Raw genomic sequence first — 22,620 nt, forward strand, 5'->3', positions numbered from 1 at the left:
AGTGGTTGCCGACCGGGAGTCCCTATCTTTTTGGAGGATTCAGGGGGTCACCCGGTACTCTGGTCTGCGGCGGTGGCCCACGACGCCGAGCGTCGGGTGCTGCCTGCTTTTCGGGGCCTTAGCTCAGTTGGTAGAGCGCTGCCTTTGCAAGGCAGATGTCAGGAGTTCGAATCTCCTAGGCTCCACCTGACAAGGCCCCCCTGATCTGCGGAAACGCAGATCAGGGGGGCCTTTTTCGCTCTCCCTGTCAGGGGCGGTCGTCCGGGTCCTGGTCGTCCAGGACGCCCTCGGCCTCCGCGTCGGACTGCTTGGCCTGGACCTCGGGGTCCAGGATCGTCCGGTCGCTGCCGTCGACCGAGGTCAACGGGTCGCGGTCGTCGACCTCCGTGGGGGCGGGGGGCTCGACCAGCCAGTCGGGGTTGGCCTGCTTGTCCCACCACCGCCAGACGGCATAGGCGCCGCCCGCCAGAAGTCCGGCCACGGCCAGTCCCTTGAACGCCCGGCCGCACCTGGCCCGCCGCTCGTGCTTCCTGGTCAGCTTTTTGATCTCCTTCGCCGTGACCTGCCCGCGCAGAGCGGCCAGTGCGGCCGCGCTGCGGGCGGTTGCCTCCTCGGCCACGGGCTGGGCGGTGGCGACGGCGTGCTCGAAGCGGGGGACGGTGTAGTCCGCGGCACTCCGGGCGGCCTGGCGGGTGCGCAGCGCGGCGCGCTGTGCTGCCTCGTCGACCTTGGGGGGTACGTGTGCGAGGGCGAGTTCGAGACGTGGGGCGAGGTGTGCGTCGTACTGGACACGGGCCTGTTGAGCTGCCTTCGACACCTTCGGCGCGAGCAGTGTGCGGGCCTCGTGCGCATAGTGAGCGGCCTGTTCCTTGGCCGAGTCGGCGTAGGGCGCCACCACTACCGCGGCGTGCTGCACGCTGTCCCTCGCCGAGTCGGTTGCGGCGCGCACGCTGTCGATGCGGGTCACGGGATCCTCCTCCTTGGTGGCGGGTAGGTACTCCGCCTTTCCACCCAGTTCGAGATCATGCCTGCAGGGGACCTGTGCGGCACGCGGGGCGGGCATCCGGGTCATTCGGGCCATCAGGGATGCCTCAGGGCAAGCAGGTGCAAGGGGAGCCTGCCGACGACAATGCCACGGTTCGGTCCGCCGCGCGCCGGTTCGTCACGCACTTGGCCGCATTTGTTCCAGCGCCGATTCCGGGGGATGCCGGAGAAGTCGCAGGCGGGCGGCGTGTGAGGGGGCGCGATGGCGCACGGTCCGGGGGCGGCGCAGTCGGGCCGGGCGCCGGGCTGGGTGGTCCGTGCGAGGATCGGCTGACGTCAGATCAGACTTACGGAAGGCAGACCGTGGCCGAGCAGCTTTACGCCACCTTGAAGACCAATCAGGGCGACATCGAGATCCGGCTTCTGCCGAACCACGCGCCCAAGACGGTCAGGAACTTCACCGAGCTCGCCTCCGGTGAGCGCGAGTGGACCCACCCCGCGACCGGGGCCAAGTCCAAGGACCGGCTGTACGACGGCACCGTCTTCCACCGGGTCATCAGCGGCTTCATGATCCAGGGCGGCGACCCGCTGGGCAACGGCACCGGTGGCCCGGGGTACGAGTTCGGTGACGAGTTCCACCCCGACCTCGCCTTCACCAAGCCGTACCTGCTGGCGATGGCCAATGCCGGCCCGGGTACCAATGGCTCGCAGTTCTTCCTGACGGTGTCGCCGACCGCCTGGCTGACCGGCAAGCACACCATCTTCGGTGAGGTGGTGGACCCGGCGAGCCAGAAGGTGGTGGACGCCATCGCGGGCACCCCGACCAACGGCCGCACCGACCGTCCGGTGCAGGACGTGGTCATCGAGTCGGTCGCCATCGAGAAGCGCTGATCGCCTGCTGTCACCGGCCGGTCACCCTCCGGTCCTCCTGTCGGGAACCAACCGCCCTGTCCGTCCGTACTTGTTAAGAGAGCGGCGCACAGGGCGGTGCCGTGCGCACCGCCGCCACGACGAGGACCGAGGGGACCGGGAATGATGGGACCGATGGACCAGCAGCCGCCGGGCAGCCAGGACCCGACCCCACCCGGTGACGGCCCGGTCGGTCCGGTCAGCTGCTACCGCCACCCCGGCCGTGAGACGGCGATCCGCTGCACCCGCTGCGAGCGGCCGATCTGTCCCGACTGCATGGTCAGCGCCTCGGTCGGCTTCCAGTGCCCGGACTGCGTGCGCCAGGGGTCCGGTACGGGACACCATCCGGCCGCCAGCCGGCCGCGTACGCTCACCGGCGGTGCGGTCGCGGCAGATCCCAGACTGATCACCAAGATCCTTCTCGGGATCAACCTCGCCGTGTTCGTCGCGGTGCTGGCCGACAAGGCGCTGCTCGACGACCTGGTGCTGCTGGGCCGGGCCAATTTCTACTTCGGCGGTCCGCCCGAGGGCGTCGCCGAAGGCCAGTGGTACCGGCTGGTGACGTCGATGTTCCTGCACCAGGAGGTGTGGCACATCGCCTTCAACATGCTGGGGCTGTGGTGGCTCGGCGGCCCGCTCGAAGCGATGCTCGGCCGTGTCCGCTATCTCGCGCTCTATCTGCTCTCCGGGCTGGCGGGCGGTGCCCTGACCTATTGGCTCGCTGCGGAGAACCAGCCTTCGCTGGGAGCCTCGGGAGCCATCTTCGGCCTGCTGGGCGCCACCGTCGTCCTGATGCGCCGGCTGAACTACGACATGCGTCCGGTGTTCGCGCTCCTGGCGATCAACCTGGTCATCACCTTCAATCCCTGGGGCGGAATCGCCTGGCAGGCGCATGTGGGGGGACTGGTCGCGGGCGTGCTCATCGGGATCGGCATGGTGCACGCGCCGCGTGAGCGGCGGAACCTCGTGCAGTTCGGCACGTGTGCCGTGGTGCTGGTCGCGGTGATCCTCATCGTGGCCGCGAGAACGGCTTCGCTGACGTAAGAGGTCCCGTTCAGAGGCCCTGCCACGCAAGCCGCCCGTCCGTTATGGACCGTTTGTGATCGAAGTTGTCCACAGTGTGTACTCGATCTTGTGCATTCCGCGGGTACAACTGTGCCCCCTGTCGCTGAGCTGGATTTCTCCAGCTAGGACAAGGGGCGTGCCGCCCGCTTCGAGGGGTGGCTGCAGTCACACCGGCGTCAACGGCTGAGGAGTTATCCACAGATCGTCTGACCTTTTCCCCCGCCTGTGGATAACGCTGTGGGTAACTCAGGGCAGGGCTTGCGGGACGAGTACTCGCTGTGGTCCTACGTGGTCCGAAGAGCTACTTCCACTGGGTCGAGACGCCGAAGCCACCGGCGATGAAGCCGAAGCCGACGACGATGTTCCAGTTCCCCAGCGAGTTGATCGGCAGATCGCCGTCGGTCACGTAGAACACGACGATCCAGGCCAGACCGATCAGGAACAGCGCCAGCATCACCGGCGCGACCCAACTGCGATTGGTCAGCTTTATGTTGGTTGCCTGCTTCGCCGGAGGGGGCGTGAAGTCGGCCTTCTTGCGGATACGTGACTTCGGCACGAGGGACTCTCCTGTCGATGCGCTGCGTGACCGCGCAGGGAACTGTGGCTGGCGCCGGGGCTGGGCGCGAGGGGGAATGCTGCCTCCCCCGGGCGTCCGTTAGCGTAGTGCTTCCGTGGCACCGAAGGAGATAAGGGTACGTTGAGCAATTCTGCCGACTCTCCCCCAGGCCCGGTCCGGCGCACCTTCCGGCATCCGGCCAAAGTGCTCACGGCTGCCGTTTTCGCCCTGGCCGGCCTCATCTTCGTCACCAGTGCCAATACCGCCAAGGGCACCAATATCCGTACGGACTCCTCGCTGCTGAAACTCTCCGATCTCATTCAGCAACGCAGTGAGAAGAACGCCGCTCTGGACGAGTCCGCGGCCTCCGTGCGCGACGACATCGACACCCTGGCCCAGCGGGACGACGGCAGCACCAAGGCGGAGGACGCCAGGCTCAAGGCGCTGGAGCGTGCCGCCGGTACCGCGAAGCTCTCCGGCCGAGCCGTCTCCGTCACGCTCGACGACGCTCCGCCGAACGCCACCGCGAGCCCCGGCTACCCCGATCCGCAACCCAATGACCTGGTCATTCACCAGCAGGACCTGCAGGCGGTCGTCAACGCCCTGTGGCAGGGCGGCGCCCAGGGCATCAAGGTCATGGACCAGCGGCTGATCTCCACCAGTGCGGTGCGCTGCGTCGGCAACACCCTGATCCTCCAGGGGCGGGTCTACTCGCCGCCGTACAGGATCACCGCGGTCGGTGATCCCGGAAAGCTGGACCGGGCCCTCGACGCCTCCCCGGCGATCCAGAACTACCTGCTGTACGTGAAGGCGTACGGACTCGGCTGGAAAGTCGACGAGCACGGGGCGGTGACTCTTCCCGGCTACTCGGGCACAGTGGATCTCCACTATGCGGAGCCGGTGAAGTAGCGAGCAGCTGCGGGGAGGCCGACCGGTGTCGGTGCGACTGATCGTCAGGACGTTCAGCGAGCTGTGCATCACTATTGGCGCCCTGATCATCCTCTTTGTGGTCTACGTCCTGTTCTGGACCGGGGTGAAGGCCGCGGGTGCGACCGAGGGACAGATCGACGACCTGCAGAACCAGTGGGCGCAGGGGGCCGTGACCGCCCCCGCGCCGCAGCCCTCCGCGGGAACTCCGAAGCCGACGGCCCCGTCCGCGGCCCCGAAGGCGTACCGCGACGGGAAGCCGTTCGCGATGCTCTACATACCCCGCTTCGGGAAGAACTGGGAGTGGCCCGTCCTGGAGAACACGAAGGTCAAGACCCTGCAGAAGGGGCTGGGGCACTACCGGGGCACCGCGGCGGCGGGCGCGACCGGCAACTTCGCGGTCGCCGGGCACCGGCGCACGTACGGCGATCCGTTCAAGGACTTCCCGAAGCTGCGCCCCGGTGACGCGGTGCTCCTGACGGACGGGACGACGTGGTTCACGTACCGCATCGACAAGAAGCCCTACCGGACCGTGCCGAGCGATGTCGGTGTCATCGACCCGGTGCCCCGCAAATCCGGCTTCGACGGGCCCGGTCGCTATCTGACGCTGACCACCTGCGAGCCCGAGTGGGGCAGCAGCCACCGGCTGATCGCCTGGGCGCACCTGGACGCGACCCAGCCCGTGACCGACGGCAGGCCGGCGGCTTTCCACAGCTGACCCACGGCTCTCGGGGCAGGCTCTAGTCTGGTCCCGTACCGAATGAAGGGGTCAGCATGTACGGCTGGATCTGGCGGCATCTGCCGGGCAACGCGTGGGTGCGTGGGGTCATTTCGCTCGTGCTCGCCCTGGCGGTCGTCTACGTCCTGTTCCAGTACGTCTTCCCGTGGGCGGAGCCGCTGCTTCCGTTCGGCGACGTGACGGTGGACGGCGACGGCGCGAACGCGATGGGGGCCGTCCGATGAGCGCCCGCATCCTGGTCGTCGACAACTACGACAGCTTCGTCTTCAACCTCGTCCAGTACCTCTACCAGCTCGGCGCCGAGTGCGAGGTGCTCCGCAACGACGAGGTGACCACGGCCCACGCCCAGGATGGCTTCGACGGCGTCCTGCTCTCACCCGGACCCGGCACTCCCGAGCACGCGGGCGTCTGCATCGACATGGTGCGGCACTGCGCGGCGACCGGCGTCCCGGTCTTCGGCGTCTGTCTGGGCATGCAGTCGATGGCGGTGGCGTACGGCGGCGTGGTGGACCGCGCCCCCGAGCTGCTGCACGGCAAGACGTCCCCGGTGCTCCACGAGGGCAGGGGCGTCTTCGCAGGGCTGCCTTCACCCTTCACGGCGACCCGTTACCACTCTCTCGCCGCCGAACCGGACACGGTCCCCGAGGAGCTGGAGGTCACCGCGCGGACGGCCGACGGCATCATCATGGGGCTGCGCCACCGGGAGCTGGCGGTCGAAGGAGTGCAGTTCCATCCGGAGTCGGTGCTCACCGAGCACGGCCATCTGATGCTGGCGAACTGGCTGGCGCAGTGCGGGGACACCGGAGCTGTCGAGAGGTCGGCGGGACTCGCGCCGGTGGTGGGCAAGGCCGTCGCGTGACGCCACCCCGCCACGGATCCGACGCCGGACAGGACGGCCCGTACGAACCGGGTACGTTCGAGGCCGCAGGCGCGTTCGAGGCGGGCACCTTCGAGGCGGCGGTGGACCACTTGGCGGACCCGCTGAACGACCCGCTGCCGGGGCGGCACGCGTCGCCGTGGTTCCGGGCGGAGAACATTCCCGCGGGGCAGGCGGCCGCGGACGGTGGCGAGGCGGGGGCGTCGCAGGCGCCACACGGGCCACAGACGGCCCAGGACCCTCCGCCCGAGTGGTACGACCCCGAGGGCTACGAACGGGACTGGTACGGCCACCAGGAGCCTGCGCAGGACCCGTCTGCTCCTGGGCCGCGCACTCCTGTGTCGCCCGCTCCTGTGCCGCCCACCCCTGTGTCGCCCACCCCTGTGTCGCCCACCCCTGTGCCGCCCACCCCTGTGCCGCCCACTGCGCCCGCCGAGCCGCTGCCCCGCCACGACGAGACCGTCGCGCTGCGGAAGGCGGAACCCCGGCGCATAGTCGTCGCCGACCAGGCGGCGACGGCGGTCCTGCCGGTGACGGTCCCCCGCCCGGGACCGGAGCGGGATTCCGGGGACGACGAGGAACCGGACGCCTCCGCTCCGGCCACCGGCGGGCGGGCCGAGCGGCGCCGCGCGGCGAAGGGCCGGGGCCGCAGGCGCGGCGACGGGTCGCCGGAGACGGCGACGACGGGGGCCGACGGCGCGGACGGCCCACCCCCGAAACCGATGTCTCGCGTCGAGGCCCGACGAGCGGCCAAGGCGGCCAAGGACAGCCCCGCGGTCGTCGTCAGCCGGGTGGTCGGCGAGCTGTTCATCTCGCTGGGCGTCCTGATGCTGCTGTTCGTCACGTACCAGCTGTGGTGGACGAACGTGCGCGCCGACCAGATCGCCGGCAAGGAGACGCACAAGATCCAGGACGACTGGGCCAAGGGCAAACGCAGCCCCGGTGTGTTCGCGCCGGGTGAGGGCTTCGCCATCATCCACATCCCGAAACTCGACGTGGTCACCCCGATCGCCGAGGGCATCAGCAAGGAGAAGGTCCTCGACCGGGGGATGGTCGGGCACTACGGCGAAGAACCGCTGCGCACGGCGATGCCCTCGGACAAGCAGGGCAACTTCGCCCTGGCCGGCCACCGCAACACCCACGGCGAGCCCTTCCGCTACGTCAACCGGCTGCGCCCCGGCGACCCGATCGTGGTGGAGACGCAGGACGCCTACTACACGTACGAGATGACGAGCGTGCTCCCCCAGACCTCGCCGTCCAACGTGTCGGTCATCGGCGCGGTGCCGCCGCAGTCGGGGTTCAAGAAGGCCGGCCGCTACATCACTCTGACGACCTGTACGCCCGAATTCACGAGTACGTACCGTTTGATCGTCTGGGGCAAGATGGTCGACGAACGGCCGCGCAGCGAGGGCAAGCCCGACGCGCTCCTGGACTGAGCGGGCCGAACGACATCACGACAGGGGCGGTGCGGTGGCAGCGAGGACCGAGGACGAAGAGCAGACCGGCGAGTCCGCGCCCCCGGTGCGGCCCCGGGGCCGCCATCCTGTCGCGACCGCAGTCAGCGCCTTCGGTGAACTCCTGATCACCGCAGGCCTGGTACTCGGTCTCTTCGTCGTCTACTCCCTCTGGTGGACGAACGTCCTCGCCGACCGCGAGGCCACGAAGCAGAGCCACACCGTCCGCGACCGCTGGGCCGGCGGCCCCGGCGCGCTGGACACGAAGGACGGCATCGGCTTCCTGCACGTGCCGTCGATGAAGAACGGCGAGGTGCTCGTCAAGAAGGGCACCGACACCGAGAACCTCAACGACGGCGTCGCCGGCTACTACACCGATCCGGTGAAGTCGGCACTCCCCTCGGACAAGGTGGGCAACTTCACCCTGGCCGCCCACCGCGACGGTCACGGGGCGAAGTTCCACAACATCGACAAGGTGCGGACCGGGGACGCGGTCGTCTTCGAGACCAAGGACACCTGGTACGTCTACAAGGTCTTCAAGGAGCTCCCCGAGACGTCGAAGTACAACGTCGACGTGCTCCAGTCCGTCCCGAAGGGCTCGGGTGCGAAGAAGGCCGGCCGCTACATCACCCTGACGACCTGCACGCCCGTCTTCACGTCGAAGTACCGCTACATCGTGTGGGGCGAGCTGGTGCGTACGGAGAAGGTCGACCGCGACCGTACGAAGCCGGCGGAGCTGCGCTGAATCGATCACCGGCACGCACAGGGCCCCGGTCGCCGTTGAGGTGACCGGGGCCCTGTGCTGTGCGCTGAGCCACGACTGCTAGTGGCCGTTGTTCCCGCCCAGGAGGCCGTTCCCGTTCCCGTTCCCGTTCCCGCCCATGGTGGTGAGCGTGATGGTGGTGGCGGCCGGGTCGGCCTGCGTGCCCGGCTGCGGGTCGCTGCCGGTCACGATGGCGTTGTCGTCACCCGAGCTGCCTTCCGCGAACTGGATGTTGGTGAAGCCGGCCTGGGTCAGTTCCTGCTTGGCCTGGGACACCGGCTTCCCCCTGACCTCGGGGACGGGGACCGTCGCGGGCTGCGTCGGACCCTTGGACACCTTGAGGATGATCGCGGTGTCCTTGCCCACTTTCTCGCCGGCCACCGGGTTCTGTTCGACCACGGTGCCTGCTTCCTTCTCGCTGTCGACATCGGACCTGCCGATGTTCGTGAAACCGTTTCCGGTGAGCTGAGCGACCGCGTCGTCCCACTTGCGGTCGGTCACAGGCGGCATCGAGATCAGCTTCTCCGTCGCGACCGACAGCTTGACCTCGGAGTTCTTCTCCGCCTTCGCGTTGCCCTTCGGCGTCTGTTCCACGACGGTCCCCGGGTCGGCGTCGGCGGTCTCGACCGAGGTGACCGTGACCGTGAAGCCCTTCTCCTCGAGTTGCTTGCGGGCGCTCTCCTGGGATTTCTCCGTGACGTCCGGCACCTCGATCTTCGGCGCACCGCTGGAGACGAAGACCGTGATGGTGTCGTTCTTCGAGACCATCTCGTCCTTCGTCGGCGTCTGCCGGCAGATCTTGCCCGCAGGCTGTTCCTCGCACTCTTCCTTCGGGCCCTGCTTGAGGACGGTGTCGGTGTTGTTCGCGAGCAGTTGTGCTTCCTTGACCGTCGAACCGACCATGTTCGGTGCCTTGAACGTGCCGTCGCCGCTGTCGCCGTCACCGCCGAAAACGGCCTTGCCGATGAGGACCGCGCCGACCAGGACGAGGATGCCCGCGATGACCAGCAGGATCGTCGAGGTGTTGCCCTTCTTCTGGCGGCGGCGGTCGGGGCGGTCGTCGTAGCCGTAGCCGCCGTCGTCCGGGTTGACCGGCGGCAGCATCGACGTCTGTGCGCCGTTCTGGTCCGCGGGCCGCAGGGCGGTGGTGGGCTGGTCGTTGTCGTAACCGCCGTAGCCGCCGTAACCGGCCACACCCATCGCCGCGGTCGCCGCGACCGGCTGGCCGTCGAGGCAGGCCTCGATGTCGGCGCGCATCTCGTCGGCCGACTGGTAGCGGTAGTCGGGGTCCTTGGTGAGGGCCTTCAGCACGATCGCGTCCATCTCGGGCGTGATCTCGGGGTCGAAGTTGCTGGGCGGCTGAGGCTCTTCCCGTACGTGCTGGTACGCCACCGCGACCGGTGAGTCCCCGACGAACGGCGGCCTGACGGCCAGCAGCTCGTAGAGCAGACAGCCGGTGGAGTACAGGTCGGAACGCGCGTCGACCTGTTCGCCCTTGGCCTGCTCCGGGGAGAGGTACTGGGCGGTGCCGATGACGGCCGCGGTCTGGGTCATCGTCATGCCGGAGTCGCCCATGGCGCGGGCGATGCCGAAGTCCATGACCTTGACCTGGCCGGTGCGCGTCAGCATGACGTTCGCCGGCTTGATGTCGCGGTGGACGATCTGGGCGCGGTGCGAGTACTCCAGCGCCTGGAGGATCCCGACGGTCATCTCGAGGGTGCGCTCGGGCAGCAGTCTGCGACCGGAGTGCAGGAGTTCCCTGAGCGTCGACCCGTCGACGTACTCCATGACGATGTACGGGATCGAGACCCCGTCGACGTAGTCCTCGCCGGTGTCGTAGACCGCGACGATCGCCGGATGGTTGAGCGAGGCGGCGGACTGGGCCTCACGGCGGAACCGGGCCTGGAAGGACGGGTCGCGGGCGAGGTCCGCCCGGAGCGTCTTCACAGCTACGGTGCGGCCGAGCCGGGTGTCGTGAGCGAGGTATACCTCGGCCATGCCACCACGGCCGAGCACCGAGCCCAGCTCGTACCGGCCGCCGAGGCGACGCGGCTCTTCCATAACTGTTCCAGCCCTCTCCGTCAGTCCTGACCGCACCGGTATGCGGTCCGGCGGTGTGCTGTTCGCGCATACGCTACCGGCCGCGCACTACGTGATCAGCCCGCAGGCAATACCTGATATCCGACCGGTATCCGCAGGGGCGGAATCGGGGCCAAGTGTGAGCGGTCTCACTTCTCGCTGTCGACGACTGCCTTCATGACCGCCCTCGCGATGGGAGCGGCCAGGCCGCCACCGGAGATGTCATCGCGGTTGGCCTCGCTGTCCTCGACGACCACGGCGACGGCCACGGGCGAGCCGCTGTCGGTCTTCGCGTACGAGATGAACCAGGCGTACGGGTTCTCGTTGTTCTTGAGACCGTGCTGAGCGGTACCGGTCTTGCCGCCGACGGTGACGCCACTGATCTTGGCGTTCCCTCCCGTGCCCTTGTCGACGACGGTCTCCATCATCTGCTGGATCTTCTGGGCGTTCTCACCCGAGAGGGGCTGGCTGAGCTGCTCGGTCTTGTGCGTGTAGATGTCGTCCAGGCCGGGCGACTGCCGCTTCTCGACCATGTACGGCTGCATCAGCTTGCCGTCGTTGGCGACCGCGGCGGCCACCATGGCCATCTGGAGCGGGGTGGCGCGGTTGGAGGCCTGGCCGATACCCGCCATAGCGTTCTGCGGGCGGTTGTCCTTGGGGTAGACACTCGCCGCGGAGCGGGTCGGGGTGAAGATCTCCTTGTTGAAGCCGAACTTGTCGGCCTCGTCAATCATCTTCTGGTTGCCGAGGTCGTCGCTGATCTTGCCGAAGACGGTGTTGCAGGACATCCGCAGCGCTTCCCGGAGCGAGACGTTCTCGCACGGAATGTTGTTCTCGTTGGGCAGGGGCTGTCCGGTGGTCAGCGGAAGCCGCCAGGGCAACGGCGACTTCGTGGCCGCGTCGATGTCGGTGTAGAGCCCGTTCTCCAGGGCGGCAGCCGCGGTGACGACCTTGAAAGTCGAGCCGGGCGGATAGGTCTCGCGCAACGCCCGGTTGAGCATGGGCTTGTCCTTGTCGTTCAGCAGCGCCTGCCAGGCCTTGGTGTCGGCGGCGCCGTTGCCGGCGAAGGTCGAGGGGTCGTACGAGGGGGTGCTGGCGAGCGCCAGGATGGCGCCGGTCTGAGGATCGAGGGCGGCGACAGCGCCCTTCCTCTTGCCGAGCCCCTTGAAGGCGGCCCGCTGAGCGGCACTGTTCAGGGTGGTGACGACGTTGCCGCCCTGCTTCTTGTCACCGGTGAACATCGACATCGTGTTGTTGAAGAAGAGCTGGTCGGCGTTGCCGGTGAGGATGCCGTCCTCGAGGTTCTCGAGCTGTGTAGCGCCGAAGGCCTGCGAGGAGCGGCCGGTGACGGGCGCCCACATGGGGCCGTCCTTCCAGACCCGCTTGTACTTGAAGTCGCTGCCCTTGGTCTCGACGGACCCGGTGATGGCGGTGCCGCCGTCCACGATGATGTTGCCGCGCTCGTGGGCGTAGCGCTCGATGAGGACGCGGCGGTTCTCGTCGCGGGTGTTGAGCTCGTCGGCCTTCACGTACTGGAGGTAGTTGGTCCGTGCGAGCAGGGCGAAGATGAGGACGCCGCAGAAGATCGCGATCCGGCGCAGGGGCTTGTTCACGGTCGGACCACCTGGGTCATCTCGGCGTCGGAGGAGGGTGCGGGGGCCGGTGCGGGGCGGCGGGCGGTGTCGCTGATCCGGATGAGGATCCCGATCAGCGCCCAGTTGGCGATCACGGACGAACCACCGGCCGCGAGGAACGGCATCGTCATACCGGTCAGCGGGATGAGGCCCATGACACCGCCGGCGACGACGAAGACCTGGATGGCGAAGGCGCCGGAGAGGCCGATCGCGAGGAGCTTGCCGAAGGGGTCACGCGCGGCGAGGGCCGTGCGGACGCCGCGCTCGACGATGAGGCCGTAGATCAGCAGGACGGCCATCATTCCGGCCAGCCCGAGCTCTTCGCCGACGGTGGAGAGGATGAAGTCGGCGTTGGCGGCGAAGCCGATCAGGTCGGAGTGGCCCTGGCCCCAGCCGGTGCCCAGGGTGCCGCCGGACCCGAAGGACATGATGGCGTTGCCGATCTGCTCACAGGCGGGTTGCGTCTTGAAGCAGGAGAACGGGTCCATCCAGGCGTCTACACGCTGCTGCACATGGGACTCGAACATGGAGACGCCCACCGCGCCGACCGCGGACATCAGCAGACCGAAGACGATCCAGCTGGTCCGCTCCGTGGCGACGTACAGCATGACGACGAACAGACCGAAGAACAGCAGGGACGTACCGAGGTCGGTCTCGAAGACCAGGATCAGGATCGACAGCGCCCAGATGACGAGGATCGGGCCGAGGTCTCGTCCACGCGGCAGGTACATCCCCATGAAGCGCCGGCTGGCCAGGGCCAGGGCGTCACGCTTCACCATGAGGTAGCCGGAGAAGAAGATCGCGATGATGATCTTCGCGAACTCGCCGGGCTGGATGGAGAAGGGGCCCAGGCTGACCCAGATCTTCGCCCCGTTCACGGCGGGGAAGAACATCGGCAGGATCAGCAGGACCAGCGCCGCCACCATGGAGATGTAGGTGTACCGCTGCAGGATGCGGTGGTCCTTGAGAATTACCAGCACCCCGACCATCAGCGCTACGCCGATTGCCGAGTACAACAGCTGCTTCGGAGCATCTGGGGTGTACGCCCCGTACAGGGTTTCCGCCCGCTGGATCAGCCGCGGCGACTGGTCCAGCCGCCAGATCAGCACCAGGCCCAGCCCGTTGAGCAGCGTGGCCAGGGGCAGCAGCAGCGGGTCCGCGTACGGTGCGAACTTGCGCACCACGAGGTGGGCCACGCCGCCGAGCAGGATCAGGCCGAGGCTGTATCCGATCATGCCGGAAGGCAGCGAGCCGTCGATCGCGAGGCCCACGTTGGCGTAGGCGAACACCGAGATGCCGATGGCGAAGACCATCATCATCAGTTCGGTGTTGCGCCGGCTCGGCGCGTCGATCGCGCCGATCGTGGTCGTGTTGGTGACAACGCTCATGGTGCTGAAGGCCCCCTACGGCTTTACTGCTTACCGCACTGCGGGACCAGCTTCTTCTCTTCCTCCGAGAGGCTGGGACCGGGAGTGGGAGTCGCTGAAGTCTGCTTGGTCTTGGTGGTGCCGGACGCCGTGGACGTCTTGGTGGCGTCCGTGTCCGTACCGCCGGCCTGGCCCTCGCCACTGGGGGCGTTCTTCTCGGCTGCGCGGCGCTGTGCGTCCTTCTTGCATGCGGTCGCCTGGGTCGCGAGTTCGGTGATCTTCTCGCGGGCGTCGGCCAGGCTGCCCTCGGCGATGGTCGCCTCGACCTGCTTGCGCTGGTAGGGCGGGAGGTACTTGAGTTCGATCTCGGGGTGGTCGTTCTCGACCTTCGAGAGCGAGACCCACGCGAGGTCCTGGCTGATGCCCCGGTACAGCGCGACGTTGTCGTTCTTCGCGCCGACGAAGTACTGGGTCTGGGTCCAGCGGTAACCGCCGTACAGACCGCCGCCGATGACCGCCAGGGCGAGCACGATGTACACGGACCGCTTGAGCCACTTGCGGCCGCCGGGCTTGACGAAGTCGTCGTCGGAGTAGGACCCGAAGGCCCCGTCCGGCACTCCGTCGTAGCCGACGTCCTCACCGCTGCCGGGAGGGCCGAAGCCGCCCGAGGGCGGCGGGACGGTGCGGCCGAGACCGGCCGCGCGTCCGGCGGGGGTCTCCATGGCGCCGCCGTCGTTCAGCTGGGCGGCCTGGTTCTCCGCGACGGCTCCGACGATGACCGGGGTGTCGTTGAGCTGACCGGCCAGGGTGTCGTTGCTGTCGGCGTCGAGGACGTCGGCGACGATGCAGGTGATGTTGTCCGGACCGCCGCCGCGCAGGGCGAGCTGGATGAGGTCCTGGATGGTCTCCTGCGGGCCCTGGTAGCTGGCGAGCGTCTCCTCCATCGTCTGGTGGGAGACGACGCCGGAGAGCCCGTCGGAGCAGATCAGATAGCGGTCGCCGGCCCGGACCTCACGGATGGAGAGATCGGGTTCGACGTGGTCGCCACTGCCCAGCGCGCGCATCAGCAGAGAGCGCTGCGGGTGGGTGGTGGCCTCCTCCTCGGTGATCCGGCCCTCGTCGACCAGCCGCTGGACCCACGTGTGGTCCTGCGTGATCTGCGTCAGGACGCCGTCCCGCAGCAGGTAGGCGCGCGAGTCGCCGACGTGTACGAGGCCGAGGCGCTGCCCCGTCCACAGGAGTGCGGTGAGCGTGGTGCCCATGCCCTCCAGCTGGGGGTCCTCCTCGACCATCATCCGCAGCTGGTCGTTGGCCCGCTGGACCGCCGTACCGAGCGAGGTGAGGATGTCGGAGCCGGGCACGTCGTCGTCGAGCTGGACGAGCGTGGAGATCACCTCGGAGCTGGCGACCTCACCGGCTGCCTGGCCGCCCATGCCGTCGGCGATGGCGAGCAGACGCGGTCCGGCATAGCCGGAGTCCTCGTTGCCCTCCCGGATCATGCCCTTGTGCGATCCGGCGGCGAAGCGCAGGGAAAGACTCATGCGCACCTCGCCCGTCGGTTCGGGGTACAGCCGGTCTCGAGCCACACTGCCCACCCTCCGGTCGGGAGCCTGGCCGGGTCCGATGCCCGGGCCCCTGCGGCTCGCTCGCTCCGCTCGCTCATTGTCGTACTACTTCCGCAGCTCGATGACGGTCTTGCCGATACGGATCGGCGCGCCCAGCGGAACAGGCGTCGGGGTGGTGAGACGGGTCCGGTCCAGATACGTGCCGTTGGTGGACCCGAGATCCTCGACGATCCACTGGCCGTCACGGTCGGGGTAGATCCTGGCATGCCTGCTGGACGCGTAGTCGTCGTCCAGGACGATCGTTGAATCATGGGCCCGGCCCAGTGTGATGGTCTGGCCCTGGAGCGCCACCGTGGTGCCGGTCAGTGTCCCCTCGGACACGACCAGCTTTGTCGGTGCTCCGCGGCGCTGGCGGCCGGGCTGCTGGCGTTGCTGCGGCGGTGCCGCAGCGGTCTGGCGTGCCTGTGGAGGCCGTGCGTCGGCAGCATTGCGGCGTGAGCCGCGCTGCGTGACGCGCGTTCCGAACAGGTCACTTCGAATGACCTGGACGGCCACGATCACGAACAGCCACAGAACAGCCAGGAAACCTAGCCGCATGACCGTAAGGGTCAGCTCTGACATTGCCCCCGCTTCACCCTTCGGCTTGCCGGTAAACGATGGTGGTGTTGCCCACGACGATCCGCGAGCCGTCGCGGAGCGTAGCGCGGGTTGTGTGCTGCCCGTCTACCACGATGCCGTTGGTAGACCCGAGATCCTGGATCGTCGAGGGCGTTCCGGTCCTGATCTCACAGTGCCGTCGGGAGACGCCGGGATCGTCGATCCGCACGTCGGCTTCGGTGCTGCGTCCCATCACGAGCGTCGGCCGGGAGATCTGATGGCGGGTGCCGTTGATCTCGATCCAGCGTCGCACCTGCGTGTTCGGCAGGGGGCTGGGGGTGGCCGGCGGACGCCGGTCGGGTCCGGGGGACCCGCCGTGCCTGCCGCCCGGCGGCGGGGCCGCGGGCATGGGCGGAGCGGAGGTGGGGGGGTAGCCGTAGCCTCCGGGGGCTTGGGGGCGCCCGTGCCCGGGATGGGCGGGCGGTGCGGCCTGCGGGCCCGGCTGGTTCTGGAACGCCTGCTGGCCCGGCTGGCCCGGTTGGTCCTGTTGTGACGAACTCGACGCCAGGGTGCGGCTGCGCACCCGGTACAGGCCGGTGTCGAGGTCGTCCGCCTTCTCCAGGTGGACCTTGATGGGGCCCATGAAGGTGTACCGCTGCTGCTTGGCGTAGTCCCGGACCAGTCCGGAGAGCTCGTCGCCCAGCTGTCCTGAGTACGGGCTGAGCCGCTCGTAGTCGGGGGCGCTGAGCTCGACGATGAAGTCGTTGGGGACGACGGTCCGCTCGCGGTTCCAGATGGTGGCGTTGTTGTCGCACTCCCGCTGGAGGGCACCGGCGATCTCGACCGGCTGGACCTCGGATTTGAAGACCTTGGCGAAGGTGCCGTTGACCAGACCTTCGAGACGCTGCTCGAAACGCTTCATGACTCCCATGGGGCACCTCCTCCGTTGTCGTCGTCCCTGTACTGCCTACTGATCGTATCCACGCGTCGGGAAATCGGCTGGTTCCCCTTGTCTGCACTGTGGAGGAGTGTCCCCCCTCACACGGATCGTAGAGGCGGCCTCCTGACAGTGTCCCGCACCTTGGGTGCACTCAGGAGGAGTGGGGGGCGGCGGCTCCGGGTTCCCGGTTCCCTCCGGACGTTCGGCGAAACAAACGGATGTGAATCCACCCTGTCCAGCGTGCTAATCTTCCGTTTGTCGCCAGGCGCTCGCAGAACAAGTGAGAGTCCGGAAACACCACTCATGCGCGAGTGGCGGAACGGCAGACGCGCTGGCTTCAGGTGCCAGTGTCCTTAGGGACGTGGGGGTTCAAATCCCCCCTCGCGCACAAGAGAGAAGCCCCACAGGCCATCGGCCTGTGGGGCTTCTTCGTTTCTGGTCCCGGGTGGGCTGTCGGGTCTGCCGGGCAGTGCCGGGAGTATTTGTCGCGGGTGCTTGGTTTCACGTGAAACGCCCGATTCGGGCCCTCGGGTGGGGTGACGAGGGTGGCGAGGTCGGGGCTGCCGTGCAGAAAGGGCCGGGGTCCGCGGGCCCCCGCCCTTTCCGTCTGCTTCTGTCCGCCGCGCTCCGGTTGTCAGGCGGCGAGGCGGGAGGCGAGGGCCTTGGCCTTCTCCGTGGCGTCGGTGAACGCCTTGGCGCGGGAGGAGTCGGCGAGCGGGATGAGCTCGGCCATCTCCGGCTTGCTGTGGGCCAGGGTGAGCTCCGGGACGATGAAGTCGACCTCGGCGGCGAACATGGACGTCAGCAGCGTCGCCAGATAGTTCTGTACGAACTCGGCGTCCTCGCGCGGAGTGCCCGCGGCGTACGAGCCGCCGCGACTGGCGACGACGGTGATCGGGGTGCCGGCCACCGGGCTGTCGGGGCCGACGTTGTGGCCGACGATGATCACGTGGTCGAGCCAGGCCTTGAGCGTCGACGGAATCGTGAAGTTGTACATCGGGGCGCCGATCAGGACCGCGTCCGCGGCGGAGAGTTCCGTGGCGAGCTCGCCGCGCAGCGGGTGTGCGACCCCGGCTGCGACGGCCTCGGCGTTCAGGTGCGGCAGGGGCTCGGCGGCGAGGTCGCGGTAGATGACCTTCCCGTCGGGGTGCTGCTCGCGCCAGGTCTGTACGAAGGCGGCCGTGACCTCGCGCGACGCGGAGCCCTGGGGAAAGACGGCGGAGTCAAGGTGCAGGAGGGTGGCCATGAGGGTCTCCATGGTTCGGTGAGGGGTGGGCCGGTGGGCGGTCCAGTATTTCGTACGCACCTAGTAATAACATAGTGACTTACGAAAAGTAAGGTACTCATGTGTGCGCAGTACTCTGGACGGATGGCGGATCACAACGAGCAGGCGTGCAGGCGGGTGGACGTGGGCATCAGCCGCGTCTTCGAGCTGTTCGGTAAGCGCTGGACCGGGCCGATCGTCTCCGTGCTGATGCAGCATCCGGTGCACTTCGCCGACCTGCGGCGAGCCATTCCGGGCATCAGTGAGCGCATGCTCTCGGACCGGCTGACCGAACTGGGAGCGGCGGGGCTGGTGGTCCGTGAGGTCGACGAGGGGCCCCCGCTGCGGGTGTCGTACCGCCTGACGCCGGCCGGTGCCGCGATGGAACCCGCCCTCAAGGAACTGGGGAGCTGGGCCGAAACCCACCTGAAGGACGACCTCGGAAGCTGCTAGGTCCTGTCTGGAGTTCCAGCGCCGGAGGCGGCGGTGCCGGACGCCGTGACGCCGCGGGGGAACTCCAGACAGGACCTAGACCGCCCCCGCGTGCCGGTGGGCAGCGGTACCGTCTTCGCCAGTTGATGTGGGACCGGGACGCCGGACGTCGATGGCGGCGCCGGGTGCGGTCGGGGGAGGCTGCGCGCCATGAGCGAGATCGAAGCGACCGTGCCGGTACAGCGGGGCGTGAAGGACGGTGCCCGTATTCCGGTCGTGCCGGGGTTCGCCCGCCGCGCGGACCCTGAGGACCGGAGTACAACGCTGTCGCCGAGAGAGGCCGGCAAGGCGTTGCGCGGGCGGGTGCCCCGCTCCTCCCACGCCGCCCTGGTTCTGCCCGCGGGGCGGCCCGACGCCGTGCGGGCGGTCGAGGAGTCGAATCAGGGCCGGGTGCCGGACCTCACACCGATGCGTGTGGGGCGGATGGCCGCCACGCCCTTCGCCTTTCTGCGGGGTTCGGCGGGCCTGATGGCCCATGACCTGGTGGGGACGCCCGTCACGGGGGTCGCCGCCCAGCTCTGCGGCGACGCCCACGCGGCGAATTTCGGGCTGTACGGAGACGCCCGGGGCAACCTCGTCATGGACCTGAACGACTTCGACGAGACCGCGGTGGGCCCCTGGGAGTGGGACCTCAAGCGTCTCGCCACCTCGCTGGTGCTCGCGGGCCGCGAGGCAGGCGCGGACGAGGACACCTGCCGCAGGGGCGCGTACGACACGGTGGGTGCGTACCGGCGGACGATGCGGCTGCTGGCCCGGCTGCCCGCGCTGGATGCGTGGAACGCCATCGCGGACGAGGAACTGGTCTCGCACACGGACGCGCGGGATCTGCTGGGCACCCTGGAGCGGGTGTCGGAGAAGGCGCGCAACAACACCAGTGCCCGCTTCGCCGCGAAGTCCACGGAGGACGCCGGGGACGGCGGACGCCGGTTCGTCGACGCGCCGCCCGTGCTGCGCCGGGTGCCGGACGCGGAGGCCGCGGCCGTGGCGGCGGGGCTCGGTGACTACCTGGGGACCGTCTCGGAGGACCGGGTGCCGCTGCTGGCGCGGTACGCGATTCACGATGTGGCGTTCCGGGTGGTCGGCACGGGGAGCGTGGGCACCCGGTCGTACGTGGTGCTGCTGCTGGATCACCGGGGCGAGCCGCTGGTCCTGCAGGTGAAGGAGGCCCGGCCCTCGGTCCTGGCGCCCCACCTGCCCGCTGTGGGGTTCGATGTGCCGGAGGTGGTGCACGAGGGGCGCCGGGTGGTGCTCGGGCAGAAGCGGATGCAGGTCGTCAGCGACATTCTGCTCGGCTGGGCGACCGTCGAGGGACGGCCCTTCCAGGTGCGGCAGTTCAGGAACCGGAAGGGCAGCGTCGACCCGGCGGCGCTGGCGGCCGACCAGGTCGACGACTACGGCCGGATGACCGGTGCGCTGCTGGCGCGGGCCCATGCCCACAGCGCCGATCCACGGCTGATCGCCGGGTACTGCGGAAAGAACGACGAGCTGGACGAGGCTGTGGCGGAGTTCGCGGTGACGTACGCGGACCGTACCGAGGCGGATCACGCGGAGCTGGTGCGGGCCATCGGAGCAGGGCGGATCGGCGCCGAGAAGGGCGTGTGACGCACCCTGCGCGGACCGTGCGTCCTCGGCACCCGGGCCGGGGCCATACGCTGGACGGGTGACCCACGAAGCCGCCGGGGTGCCGACCACCCGGAACGACGATGCCCGGCAGGACAACGCCCTGCAGGACGAGCAGCCCGGCTCCCCTGCCGAGGCGCAAGCGGACGGCCCCGGCGCCGGAAGCGGTGCCGGTACGCCCGCCGGCGGCGGTGCCGGTGCCGCGGGAGGCGTCGACGCCGGTGCGACTACTGGTGGGCCTGACGACGCGGATGCGGCTGCGGCGGGTGCGTCCGCCGGGCAGGCGCGTCCCGAGGCGCGGCTGGCGCATGCCGTGCGGGTGGCCGAGCAGGCTTTGATCGAGTTCGAGATCGCGGTGGAGACGTTCCGCGTCGAGGTCGAGAACTTCTCCCGGCTGCATCACCAGCGGCTGGGCCCGATGTACGCACGGCTCGACGAGCTCGACGCGCAGATCGCGGAGGCGCGGGCGGCCCGGACGGGCGATCCGGACGATCTGCGCAAGGCGCAGGACGCCCGGGCGATGGTGATGCCCATGCCGGGGGTCGACGAGCTGTTCCACGACTGGATCGACTCCGACGGCCTGTCGCCGGAGGCCGCTGCCATGCTGACCGAGCAGCCGGTCCGGCCGCCGAAGCGGGTCCGGCCGACCGACGAGGCACGCAAGCTGTACCGCGAACTGGCGCGCAAGGCCCATCCGGACCTCGCCCAGGACGAGACCGAGCGGGCCCGGCGGGACGAGTTCATCACCCGCGTCAACGCTGCCTACGGGCGTGGCGACGAGGCGCTGCTCAGGGAACTGGCCCAGGAGTGGGCGGCCGGCCCCGTCCAGCCCGAGACGGAGCTCAGCGAGGCCGACGAGCTCTATGCGCGGCTGAACTGGCTGACCCAGCGCAAGGAACTGCTGACGGTGCTCGCCCAGGAGCTGGAGGAGAGCGCGATCGGGGCCATGCTGCGGATGGCGCCCGACGATCCGGATCACCTGCTGGAAGAGATCGCCGAGCAGCTGCTGGGCGAGGTATCGCTGCGGGAGACCGAACTGGCCGGTCTGGTGCATTAGCGTTTCCGGTGACTTCAGTACGTAAGTACGCAGTACGCATTCGGACGAGAGAAGGCATGACCCATGAATTTCGCCCCGCTTCCCGCGGTTGACGTCACAGCGGTGCCGGCGGACGGGTTCGTGCTGGACGTCCGGGAGGACGACGAATGGGCGGCCGGGCACGTCGACGGCGCCCTGCACATTCCGATGAGCGGCTTCGTGGGCCGCTTCGGTGAGCTGACCGAAGCGGTGGAGGACGGCCGGCGCGTGCACGTGATGTGCCGGGTCGGCGGCCGGTCCGCCCAGGTCACCCAGTACCTGGTGCAGCAAGGCATCGACGCCGTGAACATCGACGGCGGCATGCTCGCGTGGGACGGTGCGGGACGCCCGATGGTCACCGACAACGGAGCCCCCGCCTTCGTCGTATGACTCGTCGTCCGACCTTGCCGGTTGCGGGTTGCCGGTTGCCGGTTGTCGGTCGCCGTTGCCGGCCGCCGGCCTCGGGCTGTTCCCGTCTGCTCGACGGTGGGCGTCGGCGTCAGTCGAGGGGGTGCGCGGCCAGCAGGTCGCCCAGGGCCTCCTCGTGGGCGGCTGCCGGGCCGAGGGAGAGCTCGATCTGCTTCGCCCAGGCGTGGAAGCGGTGCAGTGGGTAGTCGGTGTCCGCGCCGAAGCCGCCGTGCAGGTGCTGCGCCGTCTGCACGACCCGGCGGACCCCGTCGGACGCCCAGATCTTCGCCACCGCGACATCGCCTGCCGGTGGCAGTGCGCCGCTCCCGCCGACGGCGATCCGCCAGGCCGCCTGCCAGAGGGTCACCTCCATGGCCCGCAGGTCGATGTAGCGGTCCGCGGCCTGTACGGCGACTGCCTGGAAGGTGGCGATGGGGAACCCGAACTGTTCGCGCTTGCCGGTGTACTGGCTCGTCATGGCCAGGACGGCCTCGCCGAGGCCCAGCGCCAGTGCGCACGTACCCGTGGTGAGCACGGAGCGCAGCCATTCCCAGGCGTCGGCCGCGTCGATCAGCCGGCGGGCCTCGATCCGGACCGCGGTCAGCCCTACCTCGCCGAAGAGTTCGCCGTTGGTGGAGACCTGCTCGGCGATGGTGACCCCGTCGTCGTCGTGGCGGACCAGGGCCAGCACCGCGCGGCCGTCCCCGGTGTGGGCGGGCACCGCGATCCAGTCGGCGGTCTGCGCCCACGGCACCCCTGACTGCACGCCGTCGAGTACCCAGGAGGCTGCTCGGATGCCGCCGCCGCTGTTGTGGGTGCTGTCGTTGTTGTCGTTGCTGGTACTGCCGTCGCCGTCCGGCCGTGCGGTGACGGCGAGTTCGGCCGGATCGTGGCCGGTGCGGCCGTTGGCGCCGACCGTGAGGACCAGGTCGCCCCGGCCGACGCGTGGCAGCAGTTCGGCCGCCAGGCCCTGGTCGCCGTAGCGCTGGATCGCCATCGCGACCGCGCACGTCTCCAGCAGCGGAACCCGGGCCAGAACTTTCGCGGACTCACGCAGCACCAGGCAGAGCGCCACGAGATCGAGGCCCGCCCCGCCGTGCTCCGGGTCCAGCGTCAGGCTCAGCAGGTCGCCGGCGGCGAGCCCTGCCCACAGCGGGCGGTCGATGTCCTCGGCCACCGCCCCCGGGACGAGCGCGGGGCTGGGCACCGCATCGGGGGCGACGCCCGAGAAGACCGCCCGTGCCGCCTCGGTGGCTGCCTGCTGTTCCTCGGTGAAGGTGAAGTCCACTGTCCTGGCCTCCCGCG

Annotated in this window: 22 protein-coding genes and 2 tRNA genes; 14 read left to right on the forward strand and 10 right to left on the reverse strand. The window is 69.0% G+C overall.

Annotation, left to right across the window (positions count from 1 at the left end; genetic code table 11):
* Positions 1-112 precede the first annotated feature (112 nt).
* Positions 113-185: transfer RNA gene (locus ACIBJG_RS04440), tRNA-Ala, on the forward strand.
* 62 nt (positions 186-247) lie between these two features.
* Here ACIBJG_RS04440 and ACIBJG_RS04445 read toward each other — a convergent pair.
* A complete protein-coding gene (locus ACIBJG_RS04445; protein WP_399303781.1) occupies positions 248-967 on the reverse strand; it encodes a DUF5324 family protein in 720 nt (239 codons plus the stop codon).
* Between the two features lie 380 nt (positions 968-1,347).
* Between ACIBJG_RS04445 and ACIBJG_RS04450 the strand changes: the two genes are divergently transcribed.
* The gene (locus tag ACIBJG_RS04450; protein WP_399303783.1) at positions 1,348-1,875 is read left to right on the forward strand and encodes a peptidylprolyl isomerase; all 528 of its coding nucleotides are present in this window, start codon (positions 1,348-1,350) and stop codon (positions 1,873-1,875) included.
* A 153-nt stretch (positions 1,876-2,028) separates the two neighbouring features.
* Positions 2,029-2,937 (forward strand): rhomboid family intramembrane serine protease, encoded by a 909-nt coding sequence (locus tag ACIBJG_RS04455; protein WP_399303785.1) that lies wholly within the window; start codon positions 2,029-2,031, stop codon positions 2,935-2,937.
* Positions 2,938-3,259: 322 nt separating this feature from the next.
* Here the strand turns inward: ACIBJG_RS04455 and crgA are convergent, their stop codons facing one another.
* The gene (crgA, locus tag ACIBJG_RS04460) at positions 3,260-3,514 is read right to left on the reverse strand and encodes a cell division protein CrgA (protein ID WP_399303787.1); all 255 of its coding nucleotides are present in this window, start codon (positions 3,512-3,514) and stop codon (positions 3,260-3,262) included.
* 141 nt (positions 3,515-3,655) lie between these two features.
* Here crgA and ACIBJG_RS04465 point away from each other — a divergent pair, with 141 nt between their 5' ends.
* The 6 genes from ACIBJG_RS04465 to ACIBJG_RS04490 are packed head-to-tail and all read left to right on the forward strand — an operon-like array spanning position 3,656 to position 8,256.
* Positions 3,656-4,423 carry a DUF881 domain-containing protein gene (locus ACIBJG_RS04465; RefSeq protein ID WP_399303789.1) on the forward strand — a complete coding sequence of 256 codons (768 nt, stop codon included), beginning with the start codon at positions 3,656-3,658 and terminating at the stop codon, positions 4,421-4,423.
* 25 nt (positions 4,424-4,448) lie between these two features.
* Entirely contained in the window at positions 4,449-5,159 is a 711-nt protein-coding gene (locus tag ACIBJG_RS04470; RefSeq protein WP_399303791.1) for a class E sortase, read from the forward strand.
* A gap of 56 nt (positions 5,160-5,215) precedes the next feature.
* Positions 5,216-5,404: a hypothetical protein gene (locus ACIBJG_RS04475; RefSeq protein ID WP_399303794.1), complete on the forward strand. Its 189-nt coding sequence runs from the start codon at positions 5,216-5,218 to the stop codon at positions 5,402-5,404.
* Positions 5,401-6,039: an aminodeoxychorismate/anthranilate synthase component II gene (locus ACIBJG_RS04480; protein ID WP_399303797.1), complete on the forward strand. Its 639-nt coding sequence runs from the start codon at positions 5,401-5,403 to the stop codon at positions 6,037-6,039. The genes ACIBJG_RS04475 and ACIBJG_RS04480 overlap by 4 nt, the downstream gene beginning before the upstream one ends.
* Positions 6,036-7,493 carry a class E sortase gene (locus ACIBJG_RS04485; protein ID WP_399303799.1) on the forward strand — a complete coding sequence of 486 codons (1,458 nt, stop codon included), beginning with the start codon at positions 6,036-6,038 and terminating at the stop codon, positions 7,491-7,493. Before ACIBJG_RS04480 ends, ACIBJG_RS04485 begins: the two co-directional genes overlap by 4 nt.
* A gap of 34 nt (positions 7,494-7,527) precedes the next feature.
* Complete coding sequence (locus ACIBJG_RS04490) at positions 7,528-8,256, forward strand: class E sortase (RefSeq protein WP_399303801.1); 729 nt, start codon at positions 7,528-7,530, stop codon at positions 8,254-8,256.
* Between the two features lie 78 nt (positions 8,257-8,334).
* On the opposite strand, the gene pknB is transcribed toward ACIBJG_RS04490, so the two are convergent.
* From pknB to ACIBJG_RS04520, 6 genes are all read right to left on the reverse strand, one after another.
* On the reverse strand, positions 8,335-10,335 hold the full coding sequence (gene pknB, locus ACIBJG_RS04495; protein WP_399303804.1) for a Stk1 family PASTA domain-containing Ser/Thr kinase: 2,001 nt from the start codon (positions 10,333-10,335) through the stop codon (positions 8,335-8,337).
* Between the two features lie 167 nt (positions 10,336-10,502).
* On the reverse strand, positions 10,503-11,966 hold the full coding sequence (locus ACIBJG_RS04500; RefSeq protein WP_399303806.1) for a penicillin-binding transpeptidase domain-containing protein: 1,464 nt from the start codon (positions 11,964-11,966) through the stop codon (positions 10,503-10,505).
* Complete coding sequence (locus ACIBJG_RS04505) at positions 11,963-13,375, reverse strand: FtsW/RodA/SpoVE family cell cycle protein (RefSeq protein ID WP_399303809.1); 1,413 nt, start codon at positions 13,373-13,375, stop codon at positions 11,963-11,965. Before ACIBJG_RS04505 ends, ACIBJG_RS04500 begins: the two co-directional genes overlap by 4 nt.
* A gap of 23 nt (positions 13,376-13,398) precedes the next feature.
* Positions 13,399-14,895 (reverse strand): Stp1/IreP family PP2C-type Ser/Thr phosphatase, encoded by a 1,497-nt coding sequence (locus ACIBJG_RS04510; RefSeq protein WP_399303811.1) that lies wholly within the window; start codon positions 14,893-14,895, stop codon positions 13,399-13,401.
* A 129-nt stretch (positions 14,896-15,024) separates the two neighbouring features.
* On the reverse strand, positions 15,025-15,540 hold the full coding sequence (locus ACIBJG_RS04515) for an FHA domain-containing protein (RefSeq protein ID WP_359082553.1): 516 nt from the start codon (positions 15,538-15,540) through the stop codon (positions 15,025-15,027).
* 10 nt (positions 15,541-15,550) lie between these two features.
* Positions 15,551-16,447, reverse strand: a complete 897-nt coding sequence (locus ACIBJG_RS04520; RefSeq protein ID WP_399303814.1) for an FhaA domain-containing protein — start codon at positions 16,445-16,447, stop codon at positions 15,551-15,553.
* A 314-nt stretch (positions 16,448-16,761) separates the two neighbouring features.
* Between ACIBJG_RS04520 and ACIBJG_RS04525 the strand changes: the two genes are divergently transcribed.
* Positions 16,762-16,844, forward strand: a tRNA-Leu gene (locus ACIBJG_RS04525).
* A 246-nt stretch (positions 16,845-17,090) separates the two neighbouring features.
* Here ACIBJG_RS04525 and ACIBJG_RS04530 read toward each other — a convergent pair.
* On the reverse strand, positions 17,091-17,702 hold the full coding sequence (locus tag ACIBJG_RS04530) for an FMN-dependent NADH-azoreductase (protein ID WP_399303817.1): 612 nt from the start codon (positions 17,700-17,702) through the stop codon (positions 17,091-17,093).
* 123 nt (positions 17,703-17,825) lie between these two features.
* Between ACIBJG_RS04530 and ACIBJG_RS04535 the strand changes: the two genes are divergently transcribed.
* From ACIBJG_RS04535 to ACIBJG_RS04550, 4 genes are all read left to right on the forward strand, one after another.
* Positions 17,826-18,173: a winged helix-turn-helix transcriptional regulator gene (locus ACIBJG_RS04535; protein WP_399303820.1), complete on the forward strand. Its 348-nt coding sequence runs from the start codon at positions 17,826-17,828 to the stop codon at positions 18,171-18,173.
* 189 nt (positions 18,174-18,362) lie between these two features.
* On the forward strand, positions 18,363-19,814 hold the full coding sequence (locus ACIBJG_RS04540; RefSeq protein ID WP_399303823.1) for a DUF2252 domain-containing protein: 1,452 nt from the start codon (positions 18,363-18,365) through the stop codon (positions 19,812-19,814).
* Positions 19,815-19,872: 58 nt separating this feature from the next.
* Entirely contained in the window at positions 19,873-20,889 is a 1,017-nt protein-coding gene (locus ACIBJG_RS04545; RefSeq protein ID WP_399303825.1) for a J domain-containing protein, read from the forward strand.
* A gap of 63 nt (positions 20,890-20,952) precedes the next feature.
* Positions 20,953-21,297 (forward strand): rhodanese-like domain-containing protein, encoded by a 345-nt coding sequence (locus ACIBJG_RS04550; RefSeq protein ID WP_399303827.1) that lies wholly within the window; start codon positions 20,953-20,955, stop codon positions 21,295-21,297.
* A gap of 109 nt (positions 21,298-21,406) precedes the next feature.
* Here ACIBJG_RS04550 and ACIBJG_RS04555 read toward each other — a convergent pair whose 3' ends face one another.
* Positions 21,407-22,603 carry an acyl-CoA dehydrogenase family protein gene (locus tag ACIBJG_RS04555; protein ID WP_399303829.1) on the reverse strand — a complete coding sequence of 399 codons (1,197 nt, stop codon included), beginning with the start codon at positions 22,601-22,603 and terminating at the stop codon, positions 21,407-21,409.
* Positions 22,604-22,620: the final 17 nt, after the last annotated feature.

This window comes from Streptomyces sp. NPDC050422, from assembly GCF_044458665.1.
Taxonomy (GTDB): Bacteria; Actinomycetota; Actinomycetes; order Streptomycetales; family Streptomycetaceae; genus Streptomyces.